Source organism: Citricoccus sp. CH26A (assembly GCF_000224415.1).
GTDB lineage: Bacteria > Actinomycetota > Actinomycetes > Actinomycetales > Micrococcaceae > Citricoccus.
In genome coordinates, this window is record NZ_AFXQ01000001.1 from 284,166 (window position 1) to 299,376 (window position 15,211).

General features: G+C 70.2%; 16 protein-coding genes. 9 read left to right on the top strand and 7 right to left on the bottom strand.

The window, feature by feature from the left end; translation table 11 throughout:
• Positions 1–106 precede the first annotated feature (106 nt).
• The 3 genes from CITRI_RS20000 to CITRI_RS0101240 form a co-directional block, all read right to left on the bottom strand.
• Positions 107–1,558, bottom strand: a complete 1,452-nt coding sequence (locus CITRI_RS20000) for an amidase (protein ID WP_010142728.1) — start codon at positions 1,556–1,558, stop codon at positions 107–109.
• 3 nt (positions 1,559–1,561) lie between these two features.
• Complete coding sequence (locus CITRI_RS0101235; RefSeq protein ID WP_010142729.1) at positions 1,562–1,999, bottom strand: VOC family protein; 438 nt, start codon at positions 1,997–1,999, stop codon at positions 1,562–1,564.
• Positions 2,000–2,071: 72 nt separating this feature from the next.
• The gene (locus tag CITRI_RS0101240) at positions 2,072–3,853 is read right to left on the bottom strand and encodes a SulP family inorganic anion transporter (protein ID WP_010142730.1); all 1,782 of its coding nucleotides are present in this window, start codon (positions 3,851–3,853) and stop codon (positions 2,072–2,074) included.
• Between the two features lie 87 nt (positions 3,854–3,940).
• On the opposite strand from CITRI_RS0101240, the gene CITRI_RS0101245 reads away from it, so the two are divergent.
• Both CITRI_RS0101245 and CITRI_RS0101250 read left to right on the top strand, forming a co-directional pair.
• Positions 3,941–5,584, top strand: coding sequence for an AarF/ABC1/UbiB kinase family protein (locus CITRI_RS0101245; RefSeq protein WP_010142731.1), 1,644 nt, complete (start codon positions 3,941–3,943; stop codon positions 5,582–5,584).
• 104 nt (positions 5,585–5,688) lie between these two features.
• On the top strand, positions 5,689–6,150 hold the full coding sequence (locus CITRI_RS0101250) for a VOC family protein (protein WP_010142732.1): 462 nt from the start codon (positions 5,689–5,691) through the stop codon (positions 6,148–6,150).
• A gap of 24 nt (positions 6,151–6,174) precedes the next feature.
• Here the strand turns inward: CITRI_RS0101250 and CITRI_RS0101255 are convergent, their stop codons facing one another.
• On the bottom strand, positions 6,175–6,759 hold the full coding sequence (locus CITRI_RS0101255) for a hypothetical protein (RefSeq protein WP_010142733.1): 585 nt from the start codon (positions 6,757–6,759) through the stop codon (positions 6,175–6,177).
• A complete protein-coding gene (locus CITRI_RS15775; protein WP_010142734.1) occupies positions 6,756–7,433 on the bottom strand; it encodes a winged helix-turn-helix transcriptional regulator in 678 nt (225 codons plus the stop codon). Before CITRI_RS15775 ends, CITRI_RS0101255 begins: the two co-directional genes overlap by 4 nt.
• A gap of 89 nt (positions 7,434–7,522) precedes the next feature.
• On the opposite strand from CITRI_RS15775, the gene CITRI_RS0101265 reads away from it, so the two are divergent.
• Together CITRI_RS0101265 and CITRI_RS0101270 are read left to right on the top strand one after the other, a co-directional pair.
• On the top strand, positions 7,523–7,942 hold the full coding sequence (locus CITRI_RS0101265; RefSeq protein ID WP_010142735.1) for a DUF3054 domain-containing protein: 420 nt from the start codon (positions 7,523–7,525) through the stop codon (positions 7,940–7,942).
• A gap of 61 nt (positions 7,943–8,003) precedes the next feature.
• A complete protein-coding gene (locus tag CITRI_RS0101270) occupies positions 8,004–8,294 on the top strand; it encodes an Lrp/AsnC family transcriptional regulator (RefSeq protein ID WP_010142736.1) in 291 nt (96 codons plus the stop codon).
• 41 nt (positions 8,295–8,335) lie between these two features.
• Here the strand turns inward: CITRI_RS0101270 and trpD are convergent, their stop codons facing one another.
• A complete protein-coding gene (gene trpD / locus CITRI_RS0101275) occupies positions 8,336–9,382 on the bottom strand; it encodes an anthranilate phosphoribosyltransferase (protein WP_010142737.1) in 1,047 nt (348 codons plus the stop codon).
• 333 nt (positions 9,383–9,715) lie between these two features.
• On the opposite strand from trpD, the gene CITRI_RS0101280 reads away from it, so the two are divergent.
• The 5 genes from CITRI_RS0101280 (at position 9,716) to CITRI_RS0101300 (ending at position 14,512) form a co-directional block, all read left to right on the top strand.
• Complete coding sequence (locus tag CITRI_RS0101280; RefSeq protein ID WP_192807879.1) at positions 9,716–10,294, top strand: heme-copper oxidase subunit III; 579 nt, start codon at positions 9,716–9,718, stop codon at positions 10,292–10,294.
• Between the two features lie 94 nt (positions 10,295–10,388).
• The gene (locus CITRI_RS0101285; RefSeq protein ID WP_010142739.1) at positions 10,389–11,192 is read left to right on the top strand and encodes a cytochrome c; all 804 of its coding nucleotides are present in this window, start codon (positions 10,389–10,391) and stop codon (positions 11,190–11,192) included.
• 68 nt (positions 11,193–11,260) lie between these two features.
• Positions 11,261–12,340, top strand: a complete 1,080-nt coding sequence (locus CITRI_RS0101290; protein ID WP_029138943.1) for a ubiquinol-cytochrome c reductase iron-sulfur subunit — start codon at positions 11,261–11,263, stop codon at positions 12,338–12,340.
• 5 nt (positions 12,341–12,345) lie between these two features.
• Positions 12,346–14,031 (top strand): ubiquinol-cytochrome c reductase cytochrome b subunit, encoded by a 1,686-nt coding sequence (locus tag CITRI_RS0101295; RefSeq protein ID WP_010142741.1) that lies wholly within the window; start codon positions 12,346–12,348, stop codon positions 14,029–14,031.
• Between the two features lie 208 nt (positions 14,032–14,239).
• The gene (locus tag CITRI_RS0101300) at positions 14,240–14,512 is read left to right on the top strand and encodes a glutaredoxin domain-containing protein (protein ID WP_010142742.1); all 273 of its coding nucleotides are present in this window, start codon (positions 14,240–14,242) and stop codon (positions 14,510–14,512) included.
• Positions 14,513–14,790: 278 nt separating this feature from the next.
• Here the strand turns inward: CITRI_RS0101300 and CITRI_RS15780 are convergent.
• A partial coding sequence (locus CITRI_RS15780) for a heme-binding protein (RefSeq protein WP_040385322.1) occupies positions 14,791–15,211 on the bottom strand: 421 nt, incomplete at its 5' end.

The window sequence follows — 15,211 nt, forward strand, 5'->3', positions numbered from 1 at the left end:
GCGCCCGAACCGGCAGGGGAACCCGTACCGATCACGACGCCCGCGCCGGCCCGTGCGCGGGTGCGGATCGTGCACCGGCGCCGGCGTCCGAAGCACCGCCTGTCCCTCACGGACGATGCGAGGACACCGGCGCGGGCGGGCGACCGGCGAACCCGGTGGCCCTCTCGTAGGCCCCGGCCCAGCGCAGCAGGCGGACGTCGTCATAGTGGTCGGACACCAGTTGCCACCCCACCGGCAGACCCTCGGGCGTGAACCCGGCGGGAACGCTGAGTGCCGGCAGTCCCGTCGCGGAGATGACGCAGGCCGATCGCATCCAGTCCAGGTACGTCCGGGAGGGCACGCCGGCCACCTCGGCCGGATAACGAAGGGTCGCGTCGAAGGGGACGACCTGCGCCGTGGGGCTGAGGAAGAGGTCGTACCGGCCGAAGAACTCCCGCACCCGCCGCTGCAGCCTCGTCCGGGCCGCGGTGACGGCGATCCAGTCCCTGGCCGTGAGTTCCCAGCCCCGCTCCACGTTCCAGACGACCTCCGGTTTCACCTCCTGGGGGTGCGCCCGCACCACGTCACCCAGGTGGGCGGCGAAGTGCATGGCCCGCGTCGCGTCGAACACCCGGTCGGCCTCCCGCAGGTCGATCGTCGCCTCCTCGACGACGGCCCCGAGGTCCTCGAACACGCCCAGCTGAGCCTCCAGCACCTCCAACACCGGGCGCTCGACCGGGATGCCCAGCCCGAAGTCCGGCGAGTAGCCGATACGCACCCCGGCCAGGTTGCCGTGGGCATCATCGGCCGGCTCCGGCAGCAGGCCGGCGAACGAGTCCCCCGTCAACGGCGCGGCCAGCGGCAGCTCGTCGACGGGCCCTGCCACGGCGATCATGAACAGGGCGATGTCCTGGACGGTGCGCGCCATCGGACCGATGCGGCCGAGCCATTGCCACGCATCTAGTGGCGAGGGGGCCGGGATCACCCCGTAGGACGGACGGAAGCCGACCACGTTGCAGAACGAGGCCGGGATGCGGAGGGATCCGCCCATGTCGCTGCCGTCCCCCAGCGGTTGGATCCGGGCGGCCAGGGCCGCCCCCAGTCCCCCGCTGGACCCGCCCGCGCTGCGATCGGGCGCATACGGGTTGGTGGTGGTCCCGAAGACGTCGTTGAAGGTGTGGGAACCCGCCGCGAACTCCGGCACGTTGTTCTTCCCGGTGGTCACGACGCCGGCCGCCCGCAGCCGCTGGATGACCAGGTCATCCTGCTGCGGGACCTGGTCACGGAGGATCGTCGACCCCTGGGTGGTGCGCATGCCCCGCGTGCGGTGGGTGTCCTTGTGGGTCATCGGCACCCCGTGCAGCACGCCCAGCTCCCCGCCGGCGGCGGTGACCTCGTCGGCCCGGCGCGCGGCCGCCATCGCGCCCTCTGGGTCGAGGGTGACGACGGCGTTGATGACCGGGTTGACCTGGTCGATGCGCCACAGGTGGGCCTCCACCAGCTCGCGGGACGAGACCTCGCGGGCACGGATCATCCTGGTGAGCTCGACGGCGCTGGCCTCCAGCAGGTCGTCCGCCACGGCTCAGCCCAGTCGCTCGGCCAGCATGACGATGATCCCCTCCGGCCCGCGCAGGTAACAGATCCGGTAGGCGTCCTCGTAGCGCACGATGTCACCGAGCAATCGCGCGCCCCCGTCGATCGCCGTCCGCACGGCCGCGTCCACGTCATCCACGCCGAACGCCACACGGTGCAGTCCATGCGTGTTCGGCGGGGCATCACGAGCGGTGTCCCGGGCCGCCGGGTGCCGGTAGTGCTGCAATTCCAGCCGGCCGTGGCCGTCCGGCGTGACGAGCATGACGATGTCCGAGCGGACGTCCTCCAGCCCCACGGTGCGGTCCACCCAGTCCCCCTCGACCGAGGCCTCCCCCTCCACCGTCAGGCCCAGGGCCACGAAGAAGTCCCTCACTGCGGCGAGGTCCTCCACCACGATGCCGACGTTCTCCAGCCGCTGGATGCCCATGCGGCCCCACGGTACGCGGGTCACCCACGCACGGCGAGACCCCCATCGCGGGTCACCCCGGTTCACCCCGGTTTACCCCGGCTCTCCGCGCAGGTCCATGCGTTCCTCCGGCGTCTCGTCGATGTCCGCGCGTAGCCGTCCGGTCACCGCGTCCACGGCCGCCCCGACGGTCGGCGGGAAGCGCTCCGGGCCGAAGCGTCCGGCCATCCCGTATCGCGCCAGGGAGTCCTTGACCGGGCCCTTCAGCTCGGCGAGCAGCAGGGTGACGCCCTGCCCGGCCAGCCAGTCGTCCAGGTCCGCCAGTTCCTCGGCCGCCGTGGTGTCCACGTCCGTGATGGGTTCGGCCGCGAGCACGAGCGTGGTGGGCGGCGTCCCGCCCGCCGCCTTGACCTGGCGCACCACGCGGCGCATGCAACGGCGCACCCACTGGTTGAACAGCCCGGCGTTCACGAAGAACAACGGCGCGTCGAAGCGCAGGATCAGGATGCCCGGCACCCGGGTCGCCTCGGGGTGACGGCGCAGGTCATGGTATCCCCGCAGCCCCGACACCAGGCCGAGCTCCGTGCGGTAGGGCCGCCAGGCCCGCACCACGAAGGCCACGAACGCCAGCCCGATCGCCAGGCCCAGGCCCTCCAGCACCCCGACGAGGAACACGCCCAGCAGCGTGGCCGTGGACAGCGCGGCGTCCACCCGGTCCATGCGCCACAGCCTCAGGTACCGCCCCACGTCCAGCAGGCTCAGGGCGGCCACCATGACCACCGCGGCCAGGACGGCCTCCGGCAGGTACCGGGTCGCCCCGGGGGCCAGCAGCATGAACGCCATGATCAGCAGCGCGCTGAGGACATGGGCCAGCTGGGTCCTGGCCCCGGACTGCTCGGCCACCGGCGTCCGCGAACCGGAGGCCGAGACCGCGAAACCGCCGAACAGCCCGCCGGCGATGTTGGCCAGGCCCAGCCCCGCCATCTCCTGGTTGCCCCCCACGTCCTCCTGCTGACGGGCGGAGTAGGCCCGGGACAGGGCGATGGAGTCCGCGAAGGCGATGAGTGCCACGCCGACCGCGGGCCAGGCCAGGGCGCCGACGTCGGGCCATCCCAGCCCGCCCAGGGCGGGTGCGGGCAGGCCCCGGGGGATCTCGCCCACCACGGGCACCCGGTCCTGCAGGCCGAACAGGACGGTGATCCCGACGGCGGCGACCACGGCGACGATCGTCCCCGTCACCTTGGCGACCGGCAGCAGCCGGAACCCCAGGATGACCGTGAGCGTGCCGACGCCCAGCGCCGCGGCCAGCGGCGAGGCCGCACCGGCCGCGAGACCGGCCACCGTCCCGGTGACCTGGCCGAGCGGGTCGGCGGCGTCGACGTCGATGCCGACCAGTCCCGGCAGCTGCGAGGCCAGCACCAGCAGTGCCAGCGCGTTCAGGAACCCCGTCCGGATGGGCATGGACAGCAGGTCCGTGACGAACCCGAGCCGCAGTACGCCGCCGAGCACCAGCAACACCCCGACCATGATGGAGAGCAGCCCCGCCAGTGCGACGGCGCGGGCCCCGTCCCCGGCCGCCAGCGGCGTGATGGTCACCAGCAGGATCGGCGCCAGCGCCGAGTCCGGGGCCAGGACCAGGATCCGCGACGGGCCGAACACGGCGTAGGCGAGCATCGGCACGATGGTGGCGTAGAGGCCGGTGTACGCCGGCAGCCCCGAGGCCTGGGCATAACCCATCCCCACGGGGATGAGCACGGCCGTCAGGACCAGTGCCGCGCGCGCGTCGGCCCAGAGCCAGCGACGCTGGTAGCGTGCGGCGATCCCGGCTCCGGGGACCAGCCCCGCCAGCCGCTCCAGGGCGCCGGCGGAGGACATGGAAGCAGGGTATCCCCGGCCGGCACGGCACGGACAGCATCCCGGGGCGACTGTGCCAGACTCGACCCCGACAGGAGGTGCACGATCATGGGCTCCAGGGCCGAACGCTATCGGGAGATCGCCGAGGTCTTCTCCGTCCACGGATTCGGGTTCGTGGTCAGCGCGCTCGGTCTCTCCGGCCGCTTCCCGTTCCACCGCATCCCACGGCACGCATCGGGCCAGGCGTACTCCCGGCCCGAACACGTCCGGATGGCCCTGGAGGAACTGGGGCCGACCTTCGTCAAGATGGGGCAGATCCTCTCGACCCGACCGGACCTGCTGCCGCCGCCCTACGTCCGGGAGTTGTCGAGGCTGCAGGACCAGGTCGGTCCGATCCCCGCCGCCGACGTCATGGCCGTCCTGACCGAGGAACTCGGCTCGACCTCCGTCTTCGACAGCTTCGAGAGGAAGCCGCTGGCCAGCGCCTCCATCGGACAGGCCCACGCCGCCACCCTCGACGGCGTGGAGGTCGTCGTCAAGGTGCGCCGCCCCGGGGTGGTGGAGACCGTGAACCAGGACCTGGACATCCTGGAGAACCTGGCCCAGCAGGCGGCCCGGCGCTGGGACTTCGCCCGGGACCATGACGTCCTCGGCCTCGTCCGAGAGTTCTCCGAGACCCTCCACCATGAGCTGGACTACCTCCGCGAGGGACGCAATGCCGAGCAGTTCGCGCGGAACTTCGCCGACGACCCGGCGGTGCACATCCCGGTGGTGCACTGGGAGACCACCTCGTCCCGCGTGCTCACGCTGGAACGGATCCGCGGCATCAAGATCCACGACGTGGAGGCGCTCACCGCCGCCGGGATCGACCGGTCCGAGCTGGCCGAGCGGGCCACCGGCGTGCTGTGCCGCATGGTGTTCGAACACGGCGTCTTCCACGCGGACCCGCATCCGGGCAACTTCTTCGTCGAGGAGGACGGGACGCTCGGCATCATCGACTTCGGCATGGTCGGCACCATCGACGACGAGCTGAAGGAAACCCTCGGTGACATCCTGGTCGCGATCGTCCGGGGGGACACGTCCCGGGCCGCCTCCGCGCTGCTGCGGTTGAACCGGTCACCCGAGCGGGTCGACCGGGCCGCCCTGAAGGAGGACGCCGGCGCGCTGATCGAGCGCTTCAGCGGCCACTCCATCTCCGACTTCCCCGTGTCCGCGCTCATCAATGACGTCCTGCGGATGCTGCGCCGGCACCGGTTGCACCTGCCGAACGACCTGGCGATGCTGTTCAAGATGCTGGTCATGGCCGAGGGGCTCGGGCGTCGGCTCGACCCGGACTTCCAGCTCGCCGTCGTCCTGGCCCCCTTCACCCGGCGGCTCGTCATGCAGCGCTACTCCATCGACGCCCTCCGCCGCCGCCTGGGTGAGGTGGTCGACGACGTGCGCCAGGCGGGCGAGGACGCGCCGCGGCTGCTGCAGAGCCTGGTCGACCTGGTCGAACGGGGCGGGCCCCAGCTGACCCTGGGGCCCGAGGAGCTCGAGCACCAGCGCACGCACAGCCAGCTCGCCGGCAATCGGATCGTCGCCGGCCTGCTGGCCGCGTCCTTCATCCATGTCGCCGGTAACATCGTGGCCACCTCCGCCACCGGACGCACTGCCGCCCTGCGCGGACCCGTGGCCGCCGCCTCGGCCGGTGCCGCAGGCCTGCTGGGTGGATACCTGGCCTTCAGCGGACGACGCCGGCGACGCGGGTGAGTACCCGGCCCGGCCGGACGGGACGTGCACCCGCGTGTCCCGGTGGTGGGGATCGCAGCAGCACAGCCCTTCAGGGAGGCGTCGACGGCCCCTACCGTGGGTGCATGACCGAGCGCTCCCCCGCCTACGGACTGCAGATCTGCGTCGACTGCGCCCGCCCCCACGAACTGGCGGACTGGTGGGCCGAGGCCCTGCGCTGGGAGGTCGAGGTCCAGGACGAGGACTTCATCCGGCGGATGGTCGCCGAGGGCCATGCCAGCGAGGACGAGACCACCACCCACCACGGTCGGCTGGTCTGGGTGGCCGGCGCGGCGATCAGCCCACCTCCGGGCATGACCGGCGCGCAGGACCGGCCGAGGATCCTGTTCCAGCCGGTGCCCGAGACCAAGACCGTGAAGAACCGCGTCCACTGGGACCTGCGCGAACCCGGGGCCGACGACGACCGGCGGGCTGCCGAGGTGGAGCGGCTCGTCGCGCTCGGCGCCACCCGGATCGGGTCCGGACGGCAGGGCCCGTTCGGCTGGACGGTACTGGCGGATCCCGAGGGCAACGAGTTCTGCGTGTGACCGGCGCCGCGGTGTCTCCCGTCCTCAGCGCAGCAGGACGGCCACGCCCACGCACGCACAGGCCCAGAGCTGGCTGGCGAAGGTCCCCAGGATGAACCGCTCGGCGGCCCCGGACTTGCCCAGTTCCGAGTACCGCCCCAGGGCCTTGACGGCCAGGATGATGGCCAGCCCCTCCGGCCAGCCCATCAACAGGGTGGAGGAGACGGCCAGGCGCTCCAGGACGCCGATCCACGCGCCACCGCGCAGCACCGGCTGGGCATCCACCTCCTCGTTGAACACCGGTTCCCCGTCCTTGCCGGTCAGCATGGGCTGGTGCTCCGGGTGGGAGGCGTTGAAGGAGATCTGCAGGATGGCGGTGGTGGGAGCCCCACCGCCCAGGGTGGCGGCCAGCACGGCCAGTGGAGCGGTCACGGCCCACCCCGACCCGCCGCCGGAGAGCAGTGCTGTCACGGCGGCTACCCCCAGCAGCACCAGCTGGACCAGGGCCGTGGCGCAGAGGACGCGGCGGGGCCTGCCCGCCGTGCCGCGTGTCCGGGCGAAGTACTGCGGCACGGCCAGGATCCCGGCGACCACGAGCAGGACGAGGGCCGCGACGGAGAACCCGCTCATCGTATGCCTCCCGGCGCCGAGCCTACGGCGGCCAGCCGCGCGTCCAGCCCCTCCAGCTGGGTCGCCGCGACGGAGGCGAGGCGGCGGGTCTCATGCCACAGGCCCGACCGCAGTCTCGAACTCACGGCCTGCTGTGTGATGCCCAGCCGCTCGGCCGCCTCGCGTTGCGTCAGTCCGGCGTCCACCAACCGCCCGGCGTCCTGTCCCTCCTCGCTGCGCCGGTACTCGAGCTCGGCCAGCAGCTGCAGTCCGGCCTCCACGGCCTCGAGCAGCCCCGCCTGGTCCGTGTCCTGCGTCGCTGCGCCGGCCGTTGCGGGGCGGGACACGGGCGCCGACACCGCCACGTGGCCCGGGGAGTGCTTGGCCCGTTCGACGGCTTCGCGGGCGTTCTCGAAGGCGGGTCCGGCTCCGGCCCGGGTCTCCCGCGGCATGGGCTCCCGTACCGGCCCCACGCCGATCCCGACGCTCCAGTGCCCGGAACGCGCCGCGGACAGGGCGATGCCGACCACGACGTCGGCCCTGTCCAGGAGTCCCTGCACCTCGTCACCGGCCGTACGCTGGAAGGGACGCACGATGCCCCGCTCGGACCCCTTCGCGTTGAGTCCGTCCACCAGCCCGGCCACCCGGTCCGGGCCGGAACTCGACCTCCGTTGGTCCATCGTCATCACGAACATGGCACAAGATTAGTGACTTGTTCTCGTTCGAACAAGCCTCTGGATTTGTTAGAGGTCGGTCCTGGACCGTCGTCACCTAGGATCGAGGGATGCCCCGAGACGCTCAGACCTCCGCTCCCTCCCCCGCTGCGCCGGCCCGGTCCGCGTGGTGGCCGGGGCTCGCCCTCGCCGTGGACGCCCTGCTGATCGTCCTCTTCGCGGCCATGGGCCGCAGGACCCATGCCTCGGGGATGGATCCCGCGGGGATCCTGTGGACCGCCCTGCCGTTCCTCATCGCCTGGGCCCTCATCACCCTGGCCACCCGCCGTCAGTGGGCTCGATGGTGGCCGGCCGGCGTCGTGGTCTGGCTGGTCACCGTGGCGGGCGGGCTGCTGCTGCGCGTCCTGTTCGGGGACACGGCGGCCCCCTCCTTCCAGCTGGTGACCGCAGTGGTGCTCGGTGTCCTCCTGCTCGGGCGCCGGCTCGTCACGACCCTCCTGCTGCGGCCCGGCCGCCGCCCGCGGTCCTAGGATGAGTCGGGGGGTCGCGAAGCAGTACGGCCTCCCATCGATCAATCCAGGAGGAACCGTGATGGTGACCGCATTCGTCATGATCAAGACCGACCCCACCCGCATCCCGGAATGCGCCACCGAGCTGGCCGACCTGGAGGGCGTGACGGCCGTGTACTCCGTGACGGGCAATTGGGACCTCATCGCCATGGTCCGCCTGCGCCAGTTCGACGACCTGGCCGACGTCATCGCCGACCACCTGTCCAAGGTCGAGGGCGTCCGGGACACCGAGACCATGCTCGCCTTCCGCGCCTACTCCCAGCACGACCTCGAAGAGGGCTTCGCACTCGGCTTCGAGAACATCGAGCGCTGACCCTGCGGGAGGCTCCCGGGCTGTCCTGCCCGGGAGCCCCCTCAGGCGTTGGAGACCGCCACCCAGGTGTCCAGCACGGATTGGGCCGCGCCGGAGTCGATGGACTCCACGGCGCGGTCCATGTTGGCCCGGATCCGGTCGAACAGGTGTCCATCGGCACGCGTGTCGAAGGCGGTGAGTCCCGCCGCCGCATTGAGGACCACCGCGTCCCGCACCGGCCCCTTGCGCCCGGCCAGCAGGTCCCGGACGATCCCGGCGTTGTACGCCCCGTCACGGCCGGCCAGGGCCTCCACGGGCGCCAGTGGGATCCCGAACTCCTCGGGGTGGAGTTCGTACTCCTCCACCGCCCCGTCCCGCACCTCGTAGATCGCGGTGGGACCCGAGGTCGTGATCTTGTCCCGCCCGTCGCTGCCCCGGAAGACCAGGCTGCGGACACCTCGATCCGCCAGCACCCCCGCCAGCAGCGGCGCCATCCGCGCACTGGCGCAGCCCAGCGCCTGGGACCGGACCCCGGAGGGGTTGGTGAGCGGCCCGAGGTAGTTGAAGACGGTCGGCACGCCGAGTTGCTTGCGCGCGGGCGCCACGTACTTCATGGACGGGTGGTATCCCTGGGCGAACAGGAAGGTGATGCCCGCCTTGGTCGCGCACTCCACGACCTTCTCCACGGGCAGGTTCAGGTCCACGCCCAGCGCCTCGATCACGTCCGCCGCACCCGCGGTGGAGGACGCCCCCCGGTTGCCGTGCTTGACCACCGTCGCCCCGGCACCCACGGCCACGAGGGAGGACATCGTGGAGAGGTTGACGGTTCCGAGCTTGTCCCCGCCAGTGCCCACGATGTCGAGGGTCTCCCCCGGGACGTTCAGGTGCACGGCGTTGTCCAGCATGACCTGGGTGAGGCCGAGCAGCTCGTCGACCGTCTCGCCCTTGGCGGAGAGGGCCACCAGGAAGCCGGCGATCTGCGCATCCGTGGCATTGCCGGACATGATCTCCCGCATCGCCCACATCGCCTGGTCCGTCGTCAGGTCTCTCCGGCCCAACAGCAGGCTGAAGACGAACGGCCAGGACAGGGAATCAGTCGGAGTGCTCACGGGCTCATGCTAGTCCCGGCCCCCACCTGCACAGGGATCGGCGACGCACTGTTGCCTCGGCATCGCCTCGCCGGCGCCTCGCCCCGGCCACGAGGCCCGCCGGGCGGTCCCGGTGGCGAGGCTGGGCCCGAACGTCCGTGACCTGCGAACCTGTACGGAGCCTGGGCGTATCCGTGGAATCGCGTGCGAACACCGTGGAACCGGGAACAGAGGGAAACGCCGACACGTTCGTCGCATTGGAGCCGTGAGACGTTTTAGGGCCATAATGGGCGGGTGACGACTGCAACCCATGCCCTCCCCAGGCCCGCTACAGGGCTCCCCAGCCGACCCAATATGGTGCAGGTAGGCACCATGGTGTGGCTCTCCAGCGAGCTCATGTTCTTCGGTGGCCTCTTTGCCATGTACTTCACCCTGCGCTCGACATCCCCTGAGCTGTGGGCCGAGAACACCGCCACGCTGAACGTGCCCCTGGCGTTCGTGAACACCCTGATCCTGGTGGCCAGTTCCTTCACGGCCCAGGCCGGCGTGTTCGCGGCCGAGCGCCTGCAGCCGCACCGCACCGGTGGGCTCTTCTCGCTCAAGCGCTGGGGCATGGTCGAGTGGTTCATCCTCACCTTCATCATGGGCGCCATCTTCGTGTCCGTCCAGGCCTACGAGTACGCCGTGCTCGTCTCCCACGGCGTCACCATCGACGCCAGCGCCTACGGTTCGGCCTTCTACATCACCACCGGCTTCCACGCCCTCCACGTGACCGGAGGGCTGATCGCGTTCCTGTTCATCATCGGACGCGCCTACCTGGCCAAGCGCTTCGGCCACCACGAGGCCACCTCGGCCATCGTGGTGTCCTACTACTGGCACTTCGTCGATGTCGTCTGGATCGCACTCTTCGCCATCGTCTACTTCCTGAAATAGGCCACGCCGTCACCGGCACTCTCGCACCACACTGAGGTCGACCGGAGACGGAACGTCACCCTGCTCCGGTCACAAGAAACGTAAGGAACCAACCGTGAAGGCACTCTCACAGAAACGGCGCCACCCGATCGCCGGGCTCGCGCTGCTGCTTCTGGGACTTCTGATCACCGGCGGCCTCTACTCCGTCGCCAGCACCATGAACCAGGCCCAGGCCGCCACCACCGGTTCCACCTACAGCGCTGAGGACATCACCGAGGGCGAGAAGCTCTTCAACGCCAACTGTGCAACCTGCCACGGCTACGAGGCCGTCGGCACCGAGGACGGCCCCACGCTGGTCGGCGTCGGCGCCGCGTCCGTGGACTTCCAGGTCGGCACCGGCCGCATGCCCATGCAGATGCAGGGGCCGCAGGCCCAGGCCAAGCCGAAGCAGTTCAACGACGAGCAGACGGCGCAGCTGGCCGCCTACGTCTCCTCCCTCGGCGCGGGCCCGTCGATTCCGGACGAGCAGTACCTGGACACCGACCACGAGGACGTGGACCTGGGCAACGGCGGAACCCTCTTCCGCGTGAACTGCGCCATGTGCCACAACGCCGCCGCCGCCGGTGGCGCGCTGACCCGTGGCAAGTTCGCCCCGGGCCTGGACGGTGTCTCCGAGAAGCACATCTACGAGGCCATGGTCACCGGCCCGCAGAACATGCCGGTCTTCTCCGACTCCAACATCAAGCCGGAGGACAAGCGGGACATCATCGCCTTCCTCAAGGAGATCGAGACCCAGGGTTCTCCCGGTGGCGCCAAGCTCGGCTCGCTCGGCCCGGTGTCCGAGGGCCTGTTCATCTGGACCGCGGGCCTGGCACTGATCGTCGGCTTCATGGTCTGGCTGACCACGCGGTCCTCCTGACCTGACGGCGCCGTGGGGGCGCCGGCCACACACAACGTCACCATCACTCAAGCAAAGGATTCAGATCGATGTCTGAGCAAAGCCACGGAGGTCCGGAGCACTCGGGCGCCGTTGAGCACGCCGGTGTGGAGGAGTCTGGCAAATACGCCATTGACAACCCCGGTATCCCGCCGCACCGTCCGCGGCTGGCCGATGAGGATCCGCGGGCGGCCAAGCGGGCCGAGCGCCAGGTGGCCGTCCTGTTCGGGATCTCCATCATCGGCACCGTGCTGTTCTTCGTCGGCTACTTCGTGGTCGGACAGATCGGTCCGGACACCGAGATCGGCACCGTGCGCCTGCAGAACATGCTGCTCGGGCTGGGGACCGCCTTCTCCATGCTCGGCATCGGCGTCGGCATCGTCCACTGGGCCAAGACCCTGATGCCGGACCACGAGGTCTCCGAGGCGCGCCACGAGGTGCGGACCGAGGAGGACCGTCAGGTCGCTGTCGGGATGATCGATGACATCGTCGAGGAGTCCCAGTTCAAGCGTCGCCCGCTGCTCCGCAACACGCTGATCGGCGCCGTCGCCCTCGCTCCCCTGCCGGCCATCGCGCTCTTCCGCGACCTGGACGACTCGGACAACCGCTCGGAGCTCGCCACCGAGAACTTCGGTGTCGAGCGTCTGCGCCACACGATGTGGGATTCGGGCGTGCGCCTGGTCCGGGACCCCACCGGCACCCCGATCAAGGCCTCCGACGTCACCATCGGCTCGGCCTTCCACGTCATCCCCGAGGGGCTCAACGAGCTGCCGCCCACTGAGCACCTCAACCAGAAGGCCAAGGCCGTCGTGCTGCTGATGCGCCTGGATCCGCAGGACCTGCAGATCTCCCCCGAGCGCGAGGACTGGAACGTGGACGGCATCGTCGCCTACTCCAAGATCTGCACGCACGTCGGGTGCCCCGTGGCCCTCTACGAGCAGCACACCCACCACCTGCTGTGCCCCTGCCACCAGTCGACCTTCGACCTGACGCAGGAGTGCAAGGTCATCTTCGGCCCGGCCGGCCACGCGCTGCCGCAGTTGCCGATCACCGTCAATGAAGAGGGCTTCCTGGTCGCCCAGAGCGACTTCCACGAGCCCGTTGGACCGGCATATTGGGAGCGTGGCTGATACCGATGAGCACCTCATCCACCACCGAGTACCAGGCATCGACCCCCACGGGGAAGATCGCCAACTTCGTCGACACCCGCGTCGGGGCCTCGCCCATGGTGCGCGAGTTCGGCCGGAAGATCTTCCCAGATCACTGGTCGTTCATGTTCGGCGAGGTCGCCCTGTACACCTTCGTCATCCTGTTGCTCTCGGGCACGTTCCTGGCGTTCTTCTTCGATCCCTCGATGGCGCACGTCACCTACCTGGGCTCGTACAAGCCCTTGTACGGGGTGCCGATGTCCACCGCGTACGCCTCCACCCTGGACATCTCCTTCGACATCCGCGGCGGGCTGTTCATGCGCCAGGTGCACCACTGGTCGGCCCTGCTGTTCGTGGCCGCGATGTCGGTGCACATGCTCCGCGTGTTCTTCACCGGTGCGTTCCGCCGCCCCCGGGAGCTGAACTGGGTCGTGGGCTGCGTGCTGCTGATCATGGGCCTGGCCGCCGGGTTCACCGGGTACTCCCTGCCCGATGACCTGCTCTCGGGCAACGGCCTGCGCATCATCGACGGGGTCATCAAGGCCCTGCCGATCGTGGGGTCCTACATCTCCTTCTTCCTCTTCGGCGGCGAGTTCCCCGGGGACGCGATCGTGGGACGGTTGTACATCCTGCACGTGTTCCTCGTGCCCGGCGTGATCCTGCTGCTGATCGTGGCCCACCTGTTCATGGTCGTGGTCCACAAGCACACCCAGTACCCGGGCCCTGGCCGGACCGAGAACAACGTGGTCGGCTACCCGGTCGGGCCGGTGTACGCGGCCAAGGCCGGCGGGTTCTTCTTCATCGTGTTCGGCATCATCGCGCTGATCTCCGGGCTGTTCACCGTCAACCCGGTCTGGAACTACGGCCCCTACGACCCCTCCCCCGTGTCCGCGGGTACGCAGCCGGACTGGTACATCGGCTGGGTCGACGGCGCGCTGCGCCTGATGCCCGGTGTCCTCGGGGACTTCTCCTTCAAGTGGGACATCCCGCTGCCGTGGGGCACGAACACCCTGGCCATGGGTGTGCTGCTCCCGATGATCCCGGCCGCCATCCTCATCGGCACGATGATCGCCTGGCCCTGGCTGGAGCGTTGGGTGACCAAGGACAACCGCGAGCACCACATCCTGGACCGCCCGCGCAACGCCCCGACCCGCACGGGCATCGGCGTGGCCGGCGTGATCTGGTACTGCACCATGTGGGCCGCGGCCTCCTCGGACCTGATCGCCACCCACTTCGGGGTGTCGCTGAACGACGTGACCTACTGGCTGCGCGGGATCTTCATCCTGGGCCCGTTCATCGGCTTCATCATCACCAAGCGCATCTGCCTGTCCCTGCAGCGCAAGGACCGCGAGATCGTGCTGCACGGTCGCGAGGCCGGGGTGATCGAGATGACCCCGGACGGCGAGTTCCGGGAGCGGCACGAGCGCCTGGACGACTACCGGCTCTACCAGCTGGTCAGCTTCGAGGCGAACCGTCCCGTCCCGGCCCAGCCGGGACCGGACGGGAAGATCTCCGGCGGGGAGAAGCGCCGCGCCAAGCTCAACCGCTGGTTCTACGAGGACCGCGTCGAGCCGGTGAGCCGCGCGGAACTGGCCGAGGCCAAGACCCACGATCACCACGACGTGCCCGACGCCCTGGCCGCCACCGGCAGCCGCGGCACCCTCGAGCACTGAGATAGCACTACACCAGGAAGGCCCCGCTCCGGCGGGGCCTTCCTGCGTGAACGGGCCTGGTGCCCCGCTTCGGACGGCTTCGACCCCTCACCCGCCCATCACTCCGCTCCCTCCCCGCGCCACCGACCACTCCACCTGCACGGTCGGCCTACCGTGTCCGTCCTGGCTGGTATGCCAGAGGGGTCACGGAGCGAAGGAGAGCGCACCGATGAGGACCATCACCGTCTATACCACCGGGCCGGCGTGCATGCAGTGCCGGCTCACCAAGACCGCCCTGGCCGCCGTGGGGCTCGATTTCCAGGAGATCGACGTCCGCCAGGCCCGGGCTGCCCTGGTCTACATCCAGAATGAGCTGGGGTACAGCCAGGCCCCCGTCGTCGTGGTCGACGACGAGGACCACTGGTCTGGGTTCCAGCCCGACCAGATCCGCCGGGTCGCCACCCTGCTGACCCGCCACCCTGCTGACCCGCCACCCTGCTGACCCGCCACACCTGACCCGCCCCGTCTACCCCCGGCTCCCCCACCCACGCCGGCGCGCCGGTGTCCACATGACCGGGGCCGGGGTGGTCAAGCGCTGCGCTGGACAGATCCGGCAGCACCGTCGTGGACGCGGATCAGCCGCGGCGGCCCCGAGTCCCGGTGGTAGGCGATGTCCAGGGGCGCCGAGGGCGCATAGTGGGCCCGGGCCAGCCGCACCTGCAGTCGGCAGATCTCGTGATCGATCAGCCCGGCCCCGAGCCGCGCTCGGCCCGGCGTTCCTCAGCGGCGCTCATCGGGTGGAGTGGTCGGGGTGACCGGGTCCTGCAGGACGAGGACGATCTCATTGCGGCGCAGGAACCATGGCTTGAAGGGAGGATCGAAGCGGGCGAAGCGTGGTGGTCCGACCGAAGAGAGATTCTCGGAGCACAGGGTGGTGCGCAGCTTCTCCAGGTGCTTGCGATAGTTCGCCTCGCTCCAGCGTCCACGGAACCGGATGGCCGCGGCCACGGTCGAGGGGACACGACGCAGTCGCACGCGGGAATCGGTGGGGCGAGGGGCGTTCTCGAGAGTGAATCCCTCCGGCAGGACGAACGCCACCCGGTAGCGCTCCCTGCCGGTGCCATCGGGGTACGCGTCCGCGTCCTCCTGCAGGACGGGAGCGGTCATTGCGATGGACCCAGACAGGGCGTCCTGTGTTAGC

Bases quoted from the DNA above. Each gene is read 5' to 3' on its own strand.
- CITRI_RS0101235 (WP_010142729.1), bottom strand. From the start codon at position 1,999: ATGGGCATCCAGCGGCTGGAGAACGTCGGCATCGTGGTGGAGGACCTC.
- CITRI_RS0101240 (WP_010142730.1), bottom strand. From the start codon at position 3,853: ATGTCCTCCGCCGGCGCCCTGGAGCGGCTGGCGGGGCTGGTCCCCGGA.
- CITRI_RS0101245 (WP_010142731.1), top strand. From the start codon at position 3,941: ATGGGCTCCAGGGCCGAACGCTATCGGGAGATCGCCGAGGTCTTCTCC.
- CITRI_RS0101250 (WP_010142732.1), top strand. From the start codon at position 5,689: ATGACCGAGCGCTCCCCCGCCTACGGACTGCAGATCTGCGTCGACTGC.
- CITRI_RS0101255 (WP_010142733.1), bottom strand. From the start codon at position 6,759: ATGAGCGGGTTCTCCGTCGCGGCCCTCGTCCTGCTCGTGGTCGCCGGG.
- CITRI_RS15775 (WP_010142734.1), bottom strand. From the start codon at position 7,433: ATGTTCGTGATGACGATGGACCAACGGAGGTCGAGTTCCGGCCCGGAC.
- CITRI_RS0101265 (WP_010142735.1), top strand. From the start codon at position 7,523: ATGCCCCGAGACGCTCAGACCTCCGCTCCCTCCCCCGCTGCGCCGGCC.
- CITRI_RS0101270 (WP_010142736.1), top strand. From the start codon at position 8,004: ATGGTGACCGCATTCGTCATGATCAAGACCGACCCCACCCGCATCCCG.
- CITRI_RS0101280 (WP_192807879.1), top strand. From the start codon at position 9,716: ATGGTGCAGGTAGGCACCATGGTGTGGCTCTCCAGCGAGCTCATGTTC.
- CITRI_RS0101290 (WP_029138943.1), top strand. From the start codon at position 11,261: ATGTCTGAGCAAAGCCACGGAGGTCCGGAGCACTCGGGCGCCGTTGAG.
- CITRI_RS0101295 (WP_010142741.1), top strand. From the start codon at position 12,346: ATGAGCACCTCATCCACCACCGAGTACCAGGCATCGACCCCCACGGGG.
- CITRI_RS0101300 (WP_010142742.1), top strand. From the start codon at position 14,240: ATGAGGACCATCACCGTCTATACCACCGGGCCGGCGTGCATGCAGTGC.